Raw genomic sequence first — 14,584 nt, 5'->3', positions numbered from 1 at the left:
CGGCTATGATTAATTCCTACTATCCCGAAAATAGTCCCCCGAGGCCATGGCTAACTGGTCGGATGGCTATGCAGTAATGGGATTAATGGGATTAAAATATCCATCTATTCAACCGATGACGATTTATTAATACTCACTTAATATTCATTTGGGGAGCAAAGCTTAACCAATGGCATCCACTGGGGAAACACTGAGCATAGAAGAAAAAGTTTTTGCCATTGCGGATCAATTTGATCATCAGGGAAAAATTATCCAGATCAAATCCTTTGGCAACGGCAATATTAATGACACTTTTTTAGTGGAGTTAGATGGCGAAACCCAGACTAGTTTTGTTTTGCAAAGGATCAACCATCAGGTATTTAAAAATCCTGCGGCGGTGATGGGCAATATGGTTTGGGTGACTACCCATATTAAGCAAAAACTACAACGATCCCCCCTGGAACGTTCTTGGTTAATGCCAGAAGTGATTTTAACTAAAAATAATCAGGATCATTGGGATTCGGGCACTGGCGAATTTTGGCGGGCCATTAGTTTCATTGCCGGTTCGGAGTCCTTTGACACCCTGACCAACCCCACCCAGGCCAGGGAAGTGGGCACGGCTCTCGGCATTTTCCATCAACTTTTAAGCGATCTTTCCCCCAGCAAATTAGTCGATACCCTACCCGGATTCCACCACACGCCGGCTTATCTGGAGCAGTATCAACAGGCGTTGGCCCAGAGCCCAAGGCTAACGGGATCATTAAGCCCAGAAATTCACTATTGCCAAAGGGTAATTGAAACCTGGATTGACCGCTGCGGCGTATTGGAACAAGCCAAAGCCAAAGGGGAATTACCCCTGCGCTTAATGCACGGCGATCCTAAAGTTAATAATATTTTGTTCGATCGCCAATCGGGTAAAGCGGTCAGCGTGATTGATTTGGATACCACCAAACCAGGCTTAATCCATTACGATTTGGGAGATTGTTTGCGTTCCGGTTGTAATCTATTGGGAGAAGAAACGGAAAATTGGTCAGCGGTGGAATTTGATCTAGAGCTCTGTCGCGCAATTTTGGCGGGTTATTTACCCCAATGTCGGCATTTTCTCACCGCCGCTGATTACGATTATTTATTTTCCGCCATTGCCCTTATTAGCTTTGAGTTGGGACTGCGGTTCTTTACCGATTACCTCAACGGCGATCGCTATTTTAAAGTTAAATATCCTGAGCACAATCTGATCAGAGCTCTGGTGCAATTTCAGTTAGCTACCGATATTCAAAACCAAGAGGATGCCATCAGTCGGATGATCAATGACATTAGGGCATAAACTATTCTCTCAGATAACAGGGTTTCCTACCTAACTCCCAGCTAGCCATGGTTCTAAACTACCTAGTGAACCGTGATTTTGAACGCTCTTTTTGCTGACTGTTGACTGGTAATCGTTAACCCTCGCCCAAATAACTTTGCACCGTCCTGGTGAGTTGTTCCGACCAATGGGCTGCCGTCTCCGCACAGGCTGCCTCCACCATGACCCGAATCAGGGGTTCTGTGCCCGAAGCCCGCACTAAAATTCTTCCCGTGATGCCCATAGACTCTTCCGCCGTGGCGATCGCCTGTTGCAGAGGGGCGCATTCTTGCCAATGTAAACGACGCTCCCGGTCTAGTACCCTGACATTGCGGAGAATTTGGGGATAGGGTTGGAAACTTTCCGACAGCAGTTCGCTCAAAGATAAACCAGACTGTTGCACTAGAGCCGTTAGGTGCAGGGCTGCCTGCAGGCCATCCCCGGAATAGCTATGGTGGTGACAAATAATATGGCCCGACTGTTCTCCCCCCAGCATGGACCCGGTTTCCCACATTTGGGCTTGGACGTTTTGGTCTCCCACCGCAGTGCGAATTAATTTACCCCCCAACTGCTCCCAGGCCCGCTCGAAGGCCAAGTTGGCCATGACAGTGCCGACAATTAAGTTACCAGGCAAATGATTGCTTTGCTGGAGGGTTTTACCCCACAAAAAGAGAATGTAATCCCCGTCCACTGGGCGGCCTTGGGCATCCACTGCCATCACCCGGTCCGCATCGCCGTCAAAAGCAAAACCTAAATCTGCTCCAGTTTCTCGCACCGCCCTTTGCAAACGGTGTAAATGGGTGGAGCCACAATCGACGTTAATTTGACTGCCATCGGCCAAATCATGCAGGGCCACCACCTCTGTCCCTAAACTGCGAAAAATATGTGGTGCTAAATTCACTGAAGCCCCCCAGGCCAGATCCAGCACCACTTTTAGCCCTTGAAAATCTAAGGTTTGGGGCAAACTACCTAGCAAAAAATCTTGGTAATGCTGAACACGCTGGGGTTGACCGTAGCTCCGGCCCCACTGGCTGGTATTTAGGGCAGAGGTTTGGCTTTGGCCCCGCAGTCCCGCTTCGATCGCCATGGCCAGGGATTTGGTCAATTTCAGTCCCTGGTGATCAAAAAATTTGATGCCATTATCTTCCGGTGGGTTATGGCTAGCGGAAATCATAATGCCCCCAATCGCCGCTGTCTTTCTGGTCAGATAGGCCACACAGGGAGTGGGACAAAGCCCCAGTTGCCACACCTCCACCCCAGCACTGTTCAAACCCGCGGCCATGGCGTTGGCAAGCATGTCACTGGAAAGGCGAGAATCTTGGCCAATAATCACCGGCCCGGCCCCATCGGCGTGGTGCTGCAACACCTGTCCCGCCCAAAAGCCCAAGGATAAAGCCAAAGGCGCCGTTAACAATTCCCCCGTCTTACCCCGGATACCGTCCGTACCAAACAATGGCGATTGGGGCAAGGTGAGGCCGAATTCTCCCATCGTTGAAGGCAAAGGCAAATCTAAACCACGGCTGTGGATGGGGGACGCAACCATCTGAAAATTTTCCTCACACAATTCTTCCTCTCAGGATAACTGCTTCGGGAAATTTCAGGTAAATCGCGCTCTAGTGGATTGCCTCAGAGGTTGAACGTCCGCTACCCTTAGAACTGTGACGATTTGTGAAAATCCGTTAAATTTTGAAATTCTGATTCCGGCGAAATATGCCCCACACCATTGTTACGGAAACCTGCGAAGGCGTGGCCGATTGTGTAGAAGCCTGCCCCGTAGCCTGCATTCACCCCGGAGACGGGAAAAATACCATTGGCACTGATTGGTACTGGATTGACTTTGCCACCTGCATTGATTGCGGCATTTGTCTCCAGGTCTGTCCAGTGGAGGGGGCTATTCTGCCGGAGGAACGGCCCGATTTGCAAAAAAATTCTGCCTAGGGTTGGGAGAAATCCAACTGCCCTGGGCTAGCTTAAATAAGACTAGTTGACTGATATTCACTGAGTTCACCGGCCTGGGTTGATCAAACTTTTCTACCCTTTACCTATGTCTGACCTCCTCGTTGTTAAGGATGTATTTGCTGGCTATGTGGCTGATGTGCCCATTTTGCAGGGCATTAATTTTTCCATTGCGCCGGGGGAGTTGGTCACAGTTATTGGCCCCAATGGAGCGGGAAAATCCACCCTAGCCAAAACCATTTTTGGTTTACTGACCCCCAGCCAGGGGGAGATTATTTTTAAGGGTAAAAACATTGCTGGCCTTGGTTCTGACCAAATTGTGCGCCGGGGTATGTGCTATGTGCCCCAGGTTTGTAACGTGTTTGGCACTCTGACGGTGGCGGAAAACTTGGATATGGGGGCTTTTTTACACCAGGGCCCCACCCAAACCCTCAAGGACCGCATTTACACCATGTTTCCCAAATTGGCCCAACGCCGTAACCAGAGGGCTGGAACTTTATCGGGGGGGGAACGACAAATGTTGGCCATGGGTCGAGCTTTAATGTTAGACCCGGATTTGTTGCTTCTGGATGAACCGTCGGCGGCCCTATCGCCCATTTTGGTCAAGGACGTGTTTGCCCAAATTAAGGCGATTAATTCCACTGGTAAGGCGATTATTTTAGTAGAGCAAAATGCGAAACAAGCCTTGATGATGGCTGATCGGGGTTATGTGCTGGAAAATGGGCAGGATAAGTTGGAAGGGTCGGGGCAAAGTCTACTCCATGATCCTTTGGTGGGAGAACTTTATTTGGGGGCAGCGTATCACAAGTAAAGTTTTCGGGAGCGGCGGAGTTTAGACCAAATTTTTTGAATGATTGCTCAGTATTCGCAAAATCCCTAAAATCTCTCAACAAAACTTCCTCATTCTGGGAATAATGACTTTTTTTGCCCTGAACGATTAGTTGCCATTAATTAACTGCCAATTACTTTGCGTATTCTTTCCACCACCAATGTTTTACAAACCCCCACGGCGATCGCCTTGGGAAACTTTGATGGGGTCCATCGGGGGCATGGGGCGGTGTTGCGCCAAGTGATGGATTTTGCCCAAGGACTGGAATATGCCTTACATTCAGCGGTGGTTAGTTTTAATCCCCATCCCCGCAGTTTTTTCAGTGGGCGCACCCAACCTTTATTGACTCCTTTGCCAGAGAAATTGGAACAATTGACGGCGATCGGCATTGAACAATTGGTGTTGTTACCCTTTACGGAAAACCTAGCCAACCTTAGCCCCAGACAATTCGTCCAATCTATCTTAGTGGAGCAGTTGCAAGCCCAATTTATCAGCGTCGGCCAGGATTTTTGCTTTGGCCACCAACGGCAGGGCAATGTCCAGGATTTACAAAACCTCGGTCAAGAATTTGGCATCACAGTGGCGATCGCCCAGTTGGAGCAAACAGATACGGAAAGAGTTAGTAGTTCTCGCATTCGCCGGGCCCTAAAAGAAGGCAAGTTGGCCATGGCTAATCATTTGTTGGGAAGGCCCTATGCCCTGCGGGGGACGGTGGTGCAGGGACAACAATTGGGTCGTAAATTGGGCTTTCCCACCGCTAATCTTTGTTTGCCGGAGGATAAGCTCTGGCCCAAGTATGGAGTTTATGCGGGTTGGGTTCGTCTAGATGCCTTGGAAGTGCCCATACCAGCGGTGATTAACCTTGGCGATCGCCCCACGGTCAACGGCCAGGAAGCTTCAGCGGAAGTGCATCTACTGCAATGGTCGGGGGATTTATATGGCCAAGGCTTGGAGGTGGGTTTGACGCACTATCTCCGAGCCCAAACAAAATTCTCCGGCCTGGACCAATTAAAAAATCAGATCGGTCGGGATTGTCGTCAGGCAGAAAAGTTACTTAATCTGGATGGGGCTATGCCCTAACGGCCCTAATCTAGGCAAGGGGATCGGCACTGGGGGGATTCGGGGGAGCGGAAAGTAAATTCCTCAGACCCAAAGCGCCAAAGGCGGCAAAACCGATGGAGAGCATTAAACTGCTCAGTCCCACCCGTAAACCTTGTTTGAGAGCTTGGTTAGAGGCTTGGCTTTCCACTTTTTGTCGTTGCTCCGCCACCTGGGTTTCTAAATTAGTTTTGATTTCTTCCATTTTTGCCTTCAGGGCGGCCGGGTCTTTGGACATTTCCTGGAGACCTTTGAGTTCGTTGACCTGGCGCTCAATATTAGCTAACTGCTCTTGGTTGAGGGGGTTGCCATTCACCTGACCGGCGGCTAACAGTTGTTCCCCTTCTTTGATTTGTTGTTCCAATGCCTCTGGATTTTGGGAAAGGGCATCAAATTGTCTGAGGGCCCCTTCAACCTGCTGTTGACCCTGGCCAATCTGGGTTTCTAGTTGGGCCAACTCCGCTGTCTTAATTTGGTTCACATTGGTCAAATGTATGGGGATCAACAATAAAAAGACCAATCCCAGGGCGATCGCCAAAATATAAACAGGCATCCGCAAATCAAAACCACCTTTGGGGGCCACACCAGCGGTTTGCGCCATGGTATCCACCAAGTAACCAAGGGAAATCAACCCCACACCCAACATGGGCACTATGCCCCGGTCGACAATGCCCGTTATCGTCGTCAACTGCCACTGGGGATCAGCCATTTGCAGAGGGAAAATGAGGCTAATAAAATCCAGTAGGGCAATGAGGACAAAAATAACGCCAAACAACTTCAACGTCAGGGCGGTAAAGGCAGGGATGTTCATAGATTCCAGAGAGTAACGCAATATACTATACGCCATCTTAGCTAAGCACTTTCCTAGCATGGGGGGCAATTTTAGCGTTGGAGCCGCCTCCCATTGGAGGTTCAAACAAGATCCAAGATCAAAGTCAGATGGTCTAGATTAGATTAGGCGAATTAAGCCAACGTCCACCAAATTATTTTCCATTTTGCCATTGCCCATGAGTCTCCCCGCACCGGAAACCCCCCTTTACAACCATCCCCTACCGCAACTAGAACGCTGGCTCATGGCCCTGGGTTGTCAGCAAGATCGGGGCGATCGCCATTGTTGGATGCTTAAGCAGGGGGATTGGGATGCGGAACTGAGTTTGGACACGGAGGAAATAGTCATCTGCTACTTCCCCCAGCAACCCCAGCGCAAAGTGGTACGAAGCTTTAAATACTCCCTCAGTCGCCAAGATGTAGAGGCCGCGGTACTGGAAGGGCCTTAGGTATTTTACCGCAGGGAGATATGGTTTTCCCCCATCCCTTCAGCACAAACATCAAAAAGCAGTAACAACCCCCAGGAAATTGTCACTGCTTCAACCAAAAACATCGTTTCGGGAATCCTGGCGATCGCCAGTTATGGCTAGTGGGTTGGGGCTACTTTCCCCTAGTCGTCATAAATACGGCACTCGGCAGCGTCGGGGTTTTCGTCACAGAATTTTTCTAGAGGGGTTTGGGCCGGATGTTGTTGACGTTGGTGGGAGGCTTCCGCTTCTAGCTCTTCCACCGCATCCCAGGCTGCAGCACACTCCGCCGGAGAAGCTTCATCGGCACCGCAAACTTGTCTAGCGTTGGCTAGCTCCTGTTCGATTTTTTCTTGAATATTGCTCATAAAGTTTAACCGCCTACGATTATCTACAGAGAGTAAGGCTCATTCATGTTAGCGAATTTGGTTGGCTTTGGGTAGAAGAAACCACAACGGGAATATGCGGTTTTCCTCACTTTGCCAACCCCAACTTATCCCATGGGGGCCTGGGGGGCCACCGCCGGGGATAGTATTAAGAATTGTGAAAATAATCACAACAGTTTCCTAGGGGAAAGCATTGGGTCAACTAAACCAATCCCCAAGTTTAATTAAGTTTACTTTCGCTCATAGGTCAACCACCACCATGGACAAGCCACGTATCCTTTCTGGAGTTCAGCCCACAGGAAATCTGCACCTGGGTAACTATCTAGGAGCTATCCGTAGCTGGGTCGAGCAACAGCAACATTACGATAACTTTTTTTGTGTGGTGGACCTCCATGCCATCACGGTGCCCCATAACCACCAAACCTTAGCCCAGGATACCCTCATCATTGCGGCCCTATACCTCGCCTGTGGCATTGATTTGCAGCATTCCACCATTTTTGTCCAGTCCCATGTGGCGGCCCACAGTGAATTAGCCTGGTTGCTCAACTGCATCACTCCCCTCAATTGGCTAGAACGCATGATTCAATTTAAAGAAAAGGCGGTTAAACAGGGGGAAAACGTTAGCGTGGGTCTACTGGACTATCCCGTGCTTATGGCTGCGGATATTTTGCTTTATGACGCCGATAAGGTGCCAGTGGGGGAAGACCAAAAGCAACATTTGGAACTGACTCGGGATATTGTCATTCGCATTAACGACAAATTTGGCCGGGAAGATGCACCGGTGTTGAAATTACCGGAACCCCTGATTCGTAAAGAAGGTGCTAGAGTGATGAGCTTGGCCGATGGCACCAAAAAAATGTCTAAATCCGATGAGTCGGAACTGAGTCGCATTAATCTGTTGGATCCGCCGGAGGTAATTCAAAAGAAAATTAAAAAATGTAAGACCGATCCCCAGCGGGGTTTATGGTTTGACGATCCGGAACGCCCCGAATGTCACAACTTGCTGACTTTGTACACTCTGTTGAGTAATCAAACCAAGGCAGCGGTGGCTAAGGAATGTGCCGAGATGGGTTGGGGTCAATTCAAGCCCCTACTGACCGAAACGGCGATCGCCGCCCTGGAACCAATCCAAGCAAAATATGCGGAAATTTTGGCTGATCGGGGGGAATTAGACCGCATCATCCAAGCTGGTAACACTAAAGCTAGTCACACAGCCCACCAAACCTTGACTAGGGTGCGGGATGCCCTGGGGTTTTTAGCGCCCCCCACTAGTGCTTAGCATCGGGGCACCGGGGGCCGTGTTAAGATCGGGTTTGGGATGCGCCTTCACGGCCGAACATTTTCTGTGCAAACTTCCCGTAGCACGACGACCGCAATCGGACTCAGAAGTGGTCTGTAAACTATATTTCATGAGGAACAAACAATGGCAAAACGTCGTAATTTAAAGAAGGAAAAAGCTGAACGTAATCGTGCTTATGCCCGTCAGTTTCGCTCCGCCAGTCGCACCCAAAACCGCCGCTATTCCGGTGGTCAAAGGCAACAAAGTGACTCCAATGGCTCCAGCAATAACGGTGCCGCCAGCGACGTTTAACCTATTTTTAGCGCCCCTAATGGTGGCTGAAACTCTCCATAAAATAACGGCGATCGGTGGGTTTCGGCCCGCCGTTTGTTGTCTGTAAATTTGGCGAATCAACTCTAATTGGGGAGCGACTTGTTTTCCCTAAGAACGTGTTTGAAAAGCCCTCCTGCCCCCCAAGCTTGGGGGGAAACACAGTCAAAGTCCCCTAGTATTGCCAGAGCTTTAGTGAAGAGATTTAGGGGGCAAAATAAGACTTTACAAACGAGCCCTAAGACGAAGTTTTCGTCCTAAACCATTACTTTTTATTTCGGAGAACATTTATTTTTTGGCCATGGCTGAGTTAGACCGGGGTGGGGTAATTCAATGGCTAAAGCGCAATGTTTCCCCCCAACGGTTAGACCATATTTTGGGGGTTGAACAGACTGCAGTGCAATGGGCTCCCCTCCATGGGGTAGACCGGATCAAGGCTGGACAAGCAGGACTACTGCACGATTTAGCTAAGTTTTTCCCGCCGGCCAAACTATTGGCGATCGCCGAGGAGCATAATTTACCTCTCGATCCAATTTTGCAGGCCAGTCCCCATCTCATCCATGCTGATGTCAGTGCAATTGTCGCCGCAGAGGAATTTGGGGTTGGTGACCCAGATGTTTTGACTGCAATTCGTTGTCATACTTTGGGGGCGGTGCCCATGGATCCTTTGGCCTGCCTGATTTTTGTGGCTGATGCCCTGGAGCCCACTAGGGGCAATAGCTTGGAGCTAGAAAAACTACGTCAAGTGGCTCAACACAATCTCCACCAAGCAGTGCGTCTTACCTGTGAGCAAACCTTGACCTATTTAATCAAACATCACAAAGTTATCCATCCCCAGGTGATTTTGACCCGCAATTGGTCGTTACAAATGACAAAGTAGGCACAATATTGCCGGGGGTTCTGGCTACACTAGAAAAATACCTCCTAACCTATCCATCGTTTTTTGGAGTTGACAAAATTCTACATGACTGAAATTTCCCGCTTTGATGCATCTCCCCCCACTTTGACCGTTAATCCCACCGTTCCCGCTGATGCCCCCGCCACCGAACATTTGGTGTGGACCATTGCCCAAGCCGCCGAAGAACGCAAAGCCGGGGATTTGGTCATTCTCAAGGTTACGGATGTGTCCTATCTGGCGGATTATTTTGTCATCTCCACTGGATTTTCCCGCACCCAAGTCCGGGCGATCGCCGACAATATTGAAAAGCAAGTGGAACTTATCCATGGTCAACTCCCCACCCACACGGAGGGGAATAATGAAAGCATTTGGGTGTTACAGGATTTTGGTGATGTTCTCGTCCATACCTTCATGCCGGAGGAACGGGAATTTTATAAATTGGAAGCTTTTTGGGGCCATGCCCAGGAACAGACTTTGGCGGATATTGCCACTGCGATCGGTGTTGCCTACAATCCGCCCCCTTCCCCCTAACAGTTGCCTGGGCTGTGATTGATGTCCTGGTTAGGATTTCAGCAGTAAAAAAGTGATGCTTCCCAAACCGGCGATCGCCAGATAAGTCCAGCGGATCAACCTTGATGTGGGAGCCATCGCCAGGATGGTGAGTAGGAACACGTCCAGAAACACCCGGCTGTAGTTGAGGTAATAATTCAAAATGTAAAAGCTGGCCACCAGTAACAATCCCCCATAGAGACCACCGGCGTAGGTGAGGGTCTTAGGGGACTGTCTGGGTGGCCGGGTAAACCATACTAATAGAGCAAAAGTTAACCAAAGCAGACACCATAAATAGCCTTCGTAGACGTTGTTACCGTTGAGTCCCCCTTGCATTAAACTATGAAATTTTTCACAAATGCCCACCAACGGCCAGCCAAAGTTGCCGGTACCACTGCCGCCGGGTAACTGTCGCCCCTGGATATAGCCCAACCAGAGGATCATCGGCACTAAGCTGAGAAATAAGGCCCCAATTGATCGCCATTGCCGTTTTTTCACCAGGGTCAAAGCAATGGCCAGCCAGATAATTAGGGTCGTTTCCCTCGTTAATAATCCCCAAGCAAGGAGAAAGGGCACCAACCACCACTTTTTATTTTGATAGGGGGGAAAGATTGCTTGGCAGACCACTGCCCCCAAACTAAAAACACTGGCCAGTAAGTCCGCTGTGGAGAGAAATAACACCATCCACACCCCCGGAATTGCCAGCAGCGCCAAGGCTTGTGTTCCCAGATATTTCCCGTGTTGCAAATATATAGCCGTTAATCCTGTACAAACGGCGATCGCCAAAATGTTAATCAACATCAAAGCCCAGGGAATTAATACTGGATTGCCCAAACCTAGTAGGTAGCCCAGCAGGGGATAAAGAATGCGGCGATAACGATAACTGGGATGGTCTAAGGCAGCAATGGAACCGTCATTTTGCAAGCCCGGATCCAGGGCGATGGTCAAGAATTGCTGGCCGTCGTAACCCAATTCCCCTTGATAAATTAACGTTTCCGCCGGGTTCAACAACGGGGACAGGGGCAACACCGACCCAATGCGGAAAAATCCCGTGATCTGGCCGTCAAATTTAGCCCAATAAAAATAGCTCGCCACGGCGATCGCCAGCCCCAAGGCCACCAACATCGGCCCAAAGGGAAATTTAGTTTTATGACTGACCTGGGGAGAAATATTGTCCACGGCGATCGGGTTGGGATAGTAACGGCAACAGCCAGAGTTAATTAGTTTCCCCATTGCTTTACAGAAGGAGAACCAAGGCCGATAGCCTCTGATGCTATGCTAGATCGAGTCTATTTTTAACAATATTTTTTAAGTTTCATGACTGTTTCGACCTCTGCTCCCACAGTTCGGATAGGCTCACGGAAAAGCCAACTAGCCCTCGTGCAAACCTATTGGGTGCAGGAAGAATTACAAAAGCACTTCCCCGATCGCCAATTTGATGTCGAAACCATGAATACCCAAGGGGACATTGTCTTGGACGTGGCCCTGGCCAAAATTGGTGATAAAGGACTGTTCACCAAGGAATTGGAAGACGGCATGCTGGCCAAAAGAACCGACTTAGCCGTCCATTCCCTCAAGGATTTGCCCACCAATTTACCAGCGGGCTTGATGCTCGGTTGCGTTACCAAAAGGGTTAACCCCGCCGATGCTTTGGTTCTCAACGCCAAACACCAAGGCAAAGACCTGGCTTCCCTGCCGGAAGGGGCTGTAATTGGAACTTCTTCCCTCCGCCGCCTGGCCCAACTGCGGTACCACTTTCCCCATTTAACTTTTAAGGATGTGCGGGGCAACGTTAATACCCGTTTGGCCAAATTAGATAGCAATGAGTACGATGCCATCATTTTGGCCGCCGCTGGTCTGGAGCGCTTAGACATGGCCAATCGCATTGATCAACTCATTCCCCCGGAAATTTCCCTCCATGCGGTGGGTCAGGGGGCCCTGGGTATTGAATGTCGGGACGGCGATGGGGAAATTCTCAGCCTCCTAAAAGTTTTGGAAGACGAAGATAGTCGGGATCGTTGCTTAGCGGAACGGGCCTTTCTGCGCCAATTGGAAGGGGGTTGCCAAGTGCCGATTGGTGTTAATACCCATTTAGACGGAGATAATCTGACTCTCACCGGCATGGTAGCCAGTTTGGATGGCCAAAGGTTGATTAAGGATGCCCTCAGTGCCCCCCGGAACGAAGCGGAAAAATTGGGACAGGATCTTGCACTCAAACTCCGGGAACAGGGAGCAGGAGAAATTCTAGCGGAAATCTTGGCAGAAGTCGGACGAGGATAGGCGATCTAACCTTGGCTGGAGGGTGAGCCTGTAAACTTGGAGAAACAAAGTTGCCCGTTGTTGATGGGGGGATACACCCTCACCTTTATTAACGGCAACATCTTCGGTGACGAGATACTTGTCCTTACTCTTCCCGGTCAAGCACCATGGTTAATTCTGATCGTCAAGAACGATTAGCCCAATTAAAAAACCAATATCCCCAAAAGTTTGCATCCAACAGTGAAATTTTTAGCCATATTCACCGGGGTGATCGCCTATTTATCAGCACGGCCTGTGGTGAACCTCAATACCTGGTGCAGGAGTTGGTTAACTATGTACAAGCCCATCCCAAATCCTTATTTGATGCGGAAGTGCTCCAGGTCTGGACCCTCGGTTTAGCGCCCTATACCGATAGCAAATTTGCCAAAAACTTCCGCCATAATTCCTTTTTCATCGGCCACCACACCCGTAGCGCCGTTAATGAAGGCCTAGCAGACTATACCCCCATTTTTCTTTCCCAAGTACCGGGATTATTTGAGCAGGGATTTGTGCCCATCGACGTGGCCCTAATTCAAACTTCCTATCCCGATGACCATGGCTATGTCAATTTGGGGGTGAGTGTGGATATTGTCAAAGCGGCAGTGGAGCAGGCGTCTTTAGTCATTGCCCAAATGAACAGCAAAGTGCCAAGAATCCATGGGGATGGGTTCATTGCCCTGGAAAAATTGGACTATATCATTGCCCATGATGAACCGCTGTTGGAATATCAAATGGAGCGGGACAATATTCTCGCCGGACGCATTGGTAAATATGTCGCCAGTCTAATCCAGGACGGGGACACCATTCAGGTGGGTTATGGCAGTATTCCCGATGCAATGTTGAGTTATTTAAGTAACAAAAAAAATTTGGGGGTGCATACGGAATTAATTTCCGATGGGCTGGTGCAACTGCTTAAAAGTGGGGCGGTAAATAATAGTCAAAAAACGAGAAATCGGGGCAAAGTGGTGGCAACTTTTTGCATGGGTAGTAGGGATACCTACGACTATTTAAACGATAATCCCGCTGTGGAATTTCGCACCGTTGATTACACCAATCATCCCATTACCATTGCCAACCACAACAATATGGTGGCCATCAATAGTGCCCTAGAAATTGATTTGACAGGACAATCCACCGCCGAATCCCTGGGCAGCAATTTTTACAGTGGCATCGGTGGCCAAGCAGATTTTATGCGGGGAGCAGTAATGGCCAAAGGGGGGCGTACCATTTTAGCTCTGGAATCCACCGCCGAAAATGACACCATTTCCCGCATTGTGCCTTTTCTCCGGGAAGGGGTGGGCATTACCCTTAATCGGGGGGACATTCATTACGTGGTCACAGAGTATGGCATTGCCTATCTCCATGGTAAAAATATTCGGGAACGGGCCATGCAGTTAACGGCGATCGCCCATCCCAAATTTCGTCCTTGGTTAATTGAGCAGGCGAAAAAGCATCATTTAATTTATGCTGACCAGGCTTTTATTACCGGGCAACAAGGGGAGTATCCTGAACATCTGGAAACCTATCGCACCACCCGCACCGGGTTGGAATTATGGCTTAGACCAGTGAAATTTAACGATGAACCTAACTTAAAAAATTTCTTTTATGCCCTTTCCGATGAAAGTTTGGTGCGACGTTTTATGTCGGTACGTACTGATATGCCCCACCAGAGATTACAACAATTTTCGGTGATTAACTACAACGAAGAAATAATTATTCTGGCGATTGTCAAACAACAACATCAAGAGGTCATTGTCGGAGTCGGTCAGTATGCCCTTAACGAAGATAGCCACACAGCGGAAGTAGCCTTTGTTGTGCGGGATGACTACCACAAACAGGGCATTGGTACTTTATTGTTGAATTATTTGACCCAATTGGCCAAAAAACAAGGTTTACTTGGTTTTACCGCCGATGTTTTGCTGGAAAATCGGGCCATGTTGCACCTATTCGAGAAAATGAACTTTCGCCTAGAACGCCGTATGAGTGAAGGGGTTTATGCATTAAAAATGTTTTTCAATTAGCAGATTTGATCGTCATTCCAACGTCTTCAGCTAGTTTTATTTTTACTGTCTCACTGTTGGCCACCCTTTTGACCTGATTAATCCTGAAATCCACCATAAATCGGGCTAAACTGAATGGCAAAGTCATTTAGGAGTGAATAGAAATCGATATTCTTTAATCTTTTTCTCAAAATTATCAGTGTATTGGCTATGTTGGGTGTGATCACAACCCCCATGGCCATTATGGCTGGATAAACTCTTCCTTCTAAAACCTGTTCGATTCATAAATGGGTAATGCAGGGGAATATTTTTTCGGTTTTGTATCCAGCCTATGAAATATTAGCA

General features: G+C 48.9%; 15 protein-coding genes. 11 read left to right on the top strand and 4 right to left on the bottom strand.

The features are described 5' to 3' along the window. The first annotated feature begins 169 nt into the window (after positions 1-169). Positions 170-1,303 carry a phosphotransferase enzyme family protein gene (locus tag IQE94_RS06825; protein WP_212717012.1) on the top strand — a complete coding sequence of 378 codons (1,134 nt, stop codon included), beginning with the start codon at positions 170-172 and terminating at the stop codon, positions 1,301-1,303. A 115-nt stretch (positions 1,304-1,418) separates the two neighbouring features. On the opposite strand, the gene glmM is transcribed toward IQE94_RS06825, so the two are convergent. Beyond that, on the bottom strand, positions 1,419-2,864 hold the full coding sequence (gene glmM, locus IQE94_RS06820) for a phosphoglucosamine mutase (RefSeq protein WP_212717011.1): 1,446 nt from the start codon (positions 2,862-2,864) through the stop codon (positions 1,419-1,421). A gap of 167 nt (positions 2,865-3,031) precedes the next feature. Between glmM and IQE94_RS06815 the strand changes: the two genes are divergently transcribed. From IQE94_RS06815 to IQE94_RS06805, 3 genes are all read left to right on the top strand, one after another. Next, positions 3,032-3,259 carry a ferredoxin family protein gene (locus IQE94_RS06815; RefSeq protein WP_194013490.1) on the top strand — a complete coding sequence of 76 codons (228 nt, stop codon included), beginning with the start codon at positions 3,032-3,034 and terminating at the stop codon, positions 3,257-3,259. 106 nt (positions 3,260-3,365) lie between these two features. Next, complete coding sequence (locus IQE94_RS06810; RefSeq protein ID WP_212717010.1) at positions 3,366-4,088, top strand: ABC transporter ATP-binding protein; 723 nt, start codon at positions 3,366-3,368, stop codon at positions 4,086-4,088. A gap of 156 nt (positions 4,089-4,244) precedes the next feature. Further along, positions 4,245-5,186, top strand: a complete 942-nt coding sequence (locus IQE94_RS06805) for a bifunctional riboflavin kinase/FAD synthetase (protein WP_212717009.1) — start codon at positions 4,245-4,247, stop codon at positions 5,184-5,186. A 10-nt stretch (positions 5,187-5,196) separates the two neighbouring features. On the opposite strand, the gene IQE94_RS06800 is transcribed toward IQE94_RS06805, so the two are convergent. After that, positions 5,197-6,015, bottom strand: a complete 819-nt coding sequence (locus IQE94_RS06800; RefSeq protein ID WP_212717008.1) for an HpsJ family protein — start codon at positions 6,013-6,015, stop codon at positions 5,197-5,199. Positions 6,016-6,211: 196 nt separating this feature from the next. Between IQE94_RS06800 and IQE94_RS06795 the strand changes: the two genes are divergently transcribed. Next, the gene (locus tag IQE94_RS06795) at positions 6,212-6,481 is read left to right on the top strand and encodes a DUF3143 domain-containing protein (RefSeq protein WP_212717007.1); all 270 of its coding nucleotides are present in this window, start codon (positions 6,212-6,214) and stop codon (positions 6,479-6,481) included. A 161-nt stretch (positions 6,482-6,642) separates the two neighbouring features. Here IQE94_RS06795 and IQE94_RS06790 read toward each other — a convergent pair whose 3' ends face one another. Then, positions 6,643-6,867 (bottom strand): Calvin cycle protein CP12, encoded by a 225-nt coding sequence (locus tag IQE94_RS06790; protein WP_194013498.1) that lies wholly within the window; start codon positions 6,865-6,867, stop codon positions 6,643-6,645. Between the two features lie 277 nt (positions 6,868-7,144). On the opposite strand from IQE94_RS06790, the gene trpS reads away from it, so the two are divergent. The 4 genes from trpS (at position 7,145) to rsfS (ending at position 9,923) form a co-directional block, all read left to right on the top strand. After that, complete coding sequence (gene trpS, locus IQE94_RS06785; RefSeq protein ID WP_212717006.1) at positions 7,145-8,164, top strand: tryptophan--tRNA ligase; 1,020 nt, start codon at positions 7,145-7,147, stop codon at positions 8,162-8,164. Between the two features lie 144 nt (positions 8,165-8,308). Then, positions 8,309-8,476, top strand: a complete 168-nt coding sequence (locus tag IQE94_RS06780) for a hypothetical protein (protein WP_190599368.1) — start codon at positions 8,309-8,311, stop codon at positions 8,474-8,476. Positions 8,477-8,795: 319 nt separating this feature from the next. After that, positions 8,796-9,374, top strand: a complete 579-nt coding sequence (gene yqeK / locus IQE94_RS06775; protein WP_212717005.1) for a bis(5'-nucleosyl)-tetraphosphatase (symmetrical) YqeK — start codon at positions 8,796-8,798, stop codon at positions 9,372-9,374. 84 nt (positions 9,375-9,458) lie between these two features. Then, a complete protein-coding gene (gene rsfS / locus IQE94_RS06770) occupies positions 9,459-9,923 on the top strand; it encodes a ribosome silencing factor (RefSeq protein ID WP_223342961.1) in 465 nt (154 codons plus the stop codon). Positions 9,924-9,953: 30 nt separating this feature from the next. Here the strand turns inward: rsfS and IQE94_RS06765 are convergent, their stop codons facing one another. After that, positions 9,954-11,174 (bottom strand): AZOBR_p60025 family cell surface glycopolymer formation protein, encoded by a 1,221-nt coding sequence (locus IQE94_RS06765; RefSeq protein WP_223342960.1) that lies wholly within the window; start codon positions 11,172-11,174, stop codon positions 9,954-9,956. A gap of 84 nt (positions 11,175-11,258) precedes the next feature. Here IQE94_RS06765 and hemC point away from each other — a divergent pair, with 84 nt between their 5' ends. Next, positions 11,259-12,221 (top strand): hydroxymethylbilane synthase, encoded by a 963-nt coding sequence (hemC, locus tag IQE94_RS06760; RefSeq protein ID WP_212717000.1) that lies wholly within the window; start codon positions 11,259-11,261, stop codon positions 12,219-12,221. 146 nt (positions 12,222-12,367) lie between these two features. Beyond that, positions 12,368-14,260: a GNAT family N-acetyltransferase gene (locus IQE94_RS06755; RefSeq protein WP_212716998.1), complete on the top strand. Its 1,893-nt coding sequence runs from the start codon at positions 12,368-12,370 to the stop codon at positions 14,258-14,260. The last annotated feature ends 324 nt before the right edge of the window (positions 14,261-14,584 follow it).

Source organism: Synechocystis sp. PCC 7339, assembly GCF_019924095.1.
Classification (GTDB): Bacteria; Cyanobacteriota; Cyanobacteriia; order Cyanobacteriales; family Microcystaceae; genus Synechocystis.
Note: the sequence above shows the minus strand (reverse complement) of the source record. Positions and strands in the feature narration are given on the sequence as shown.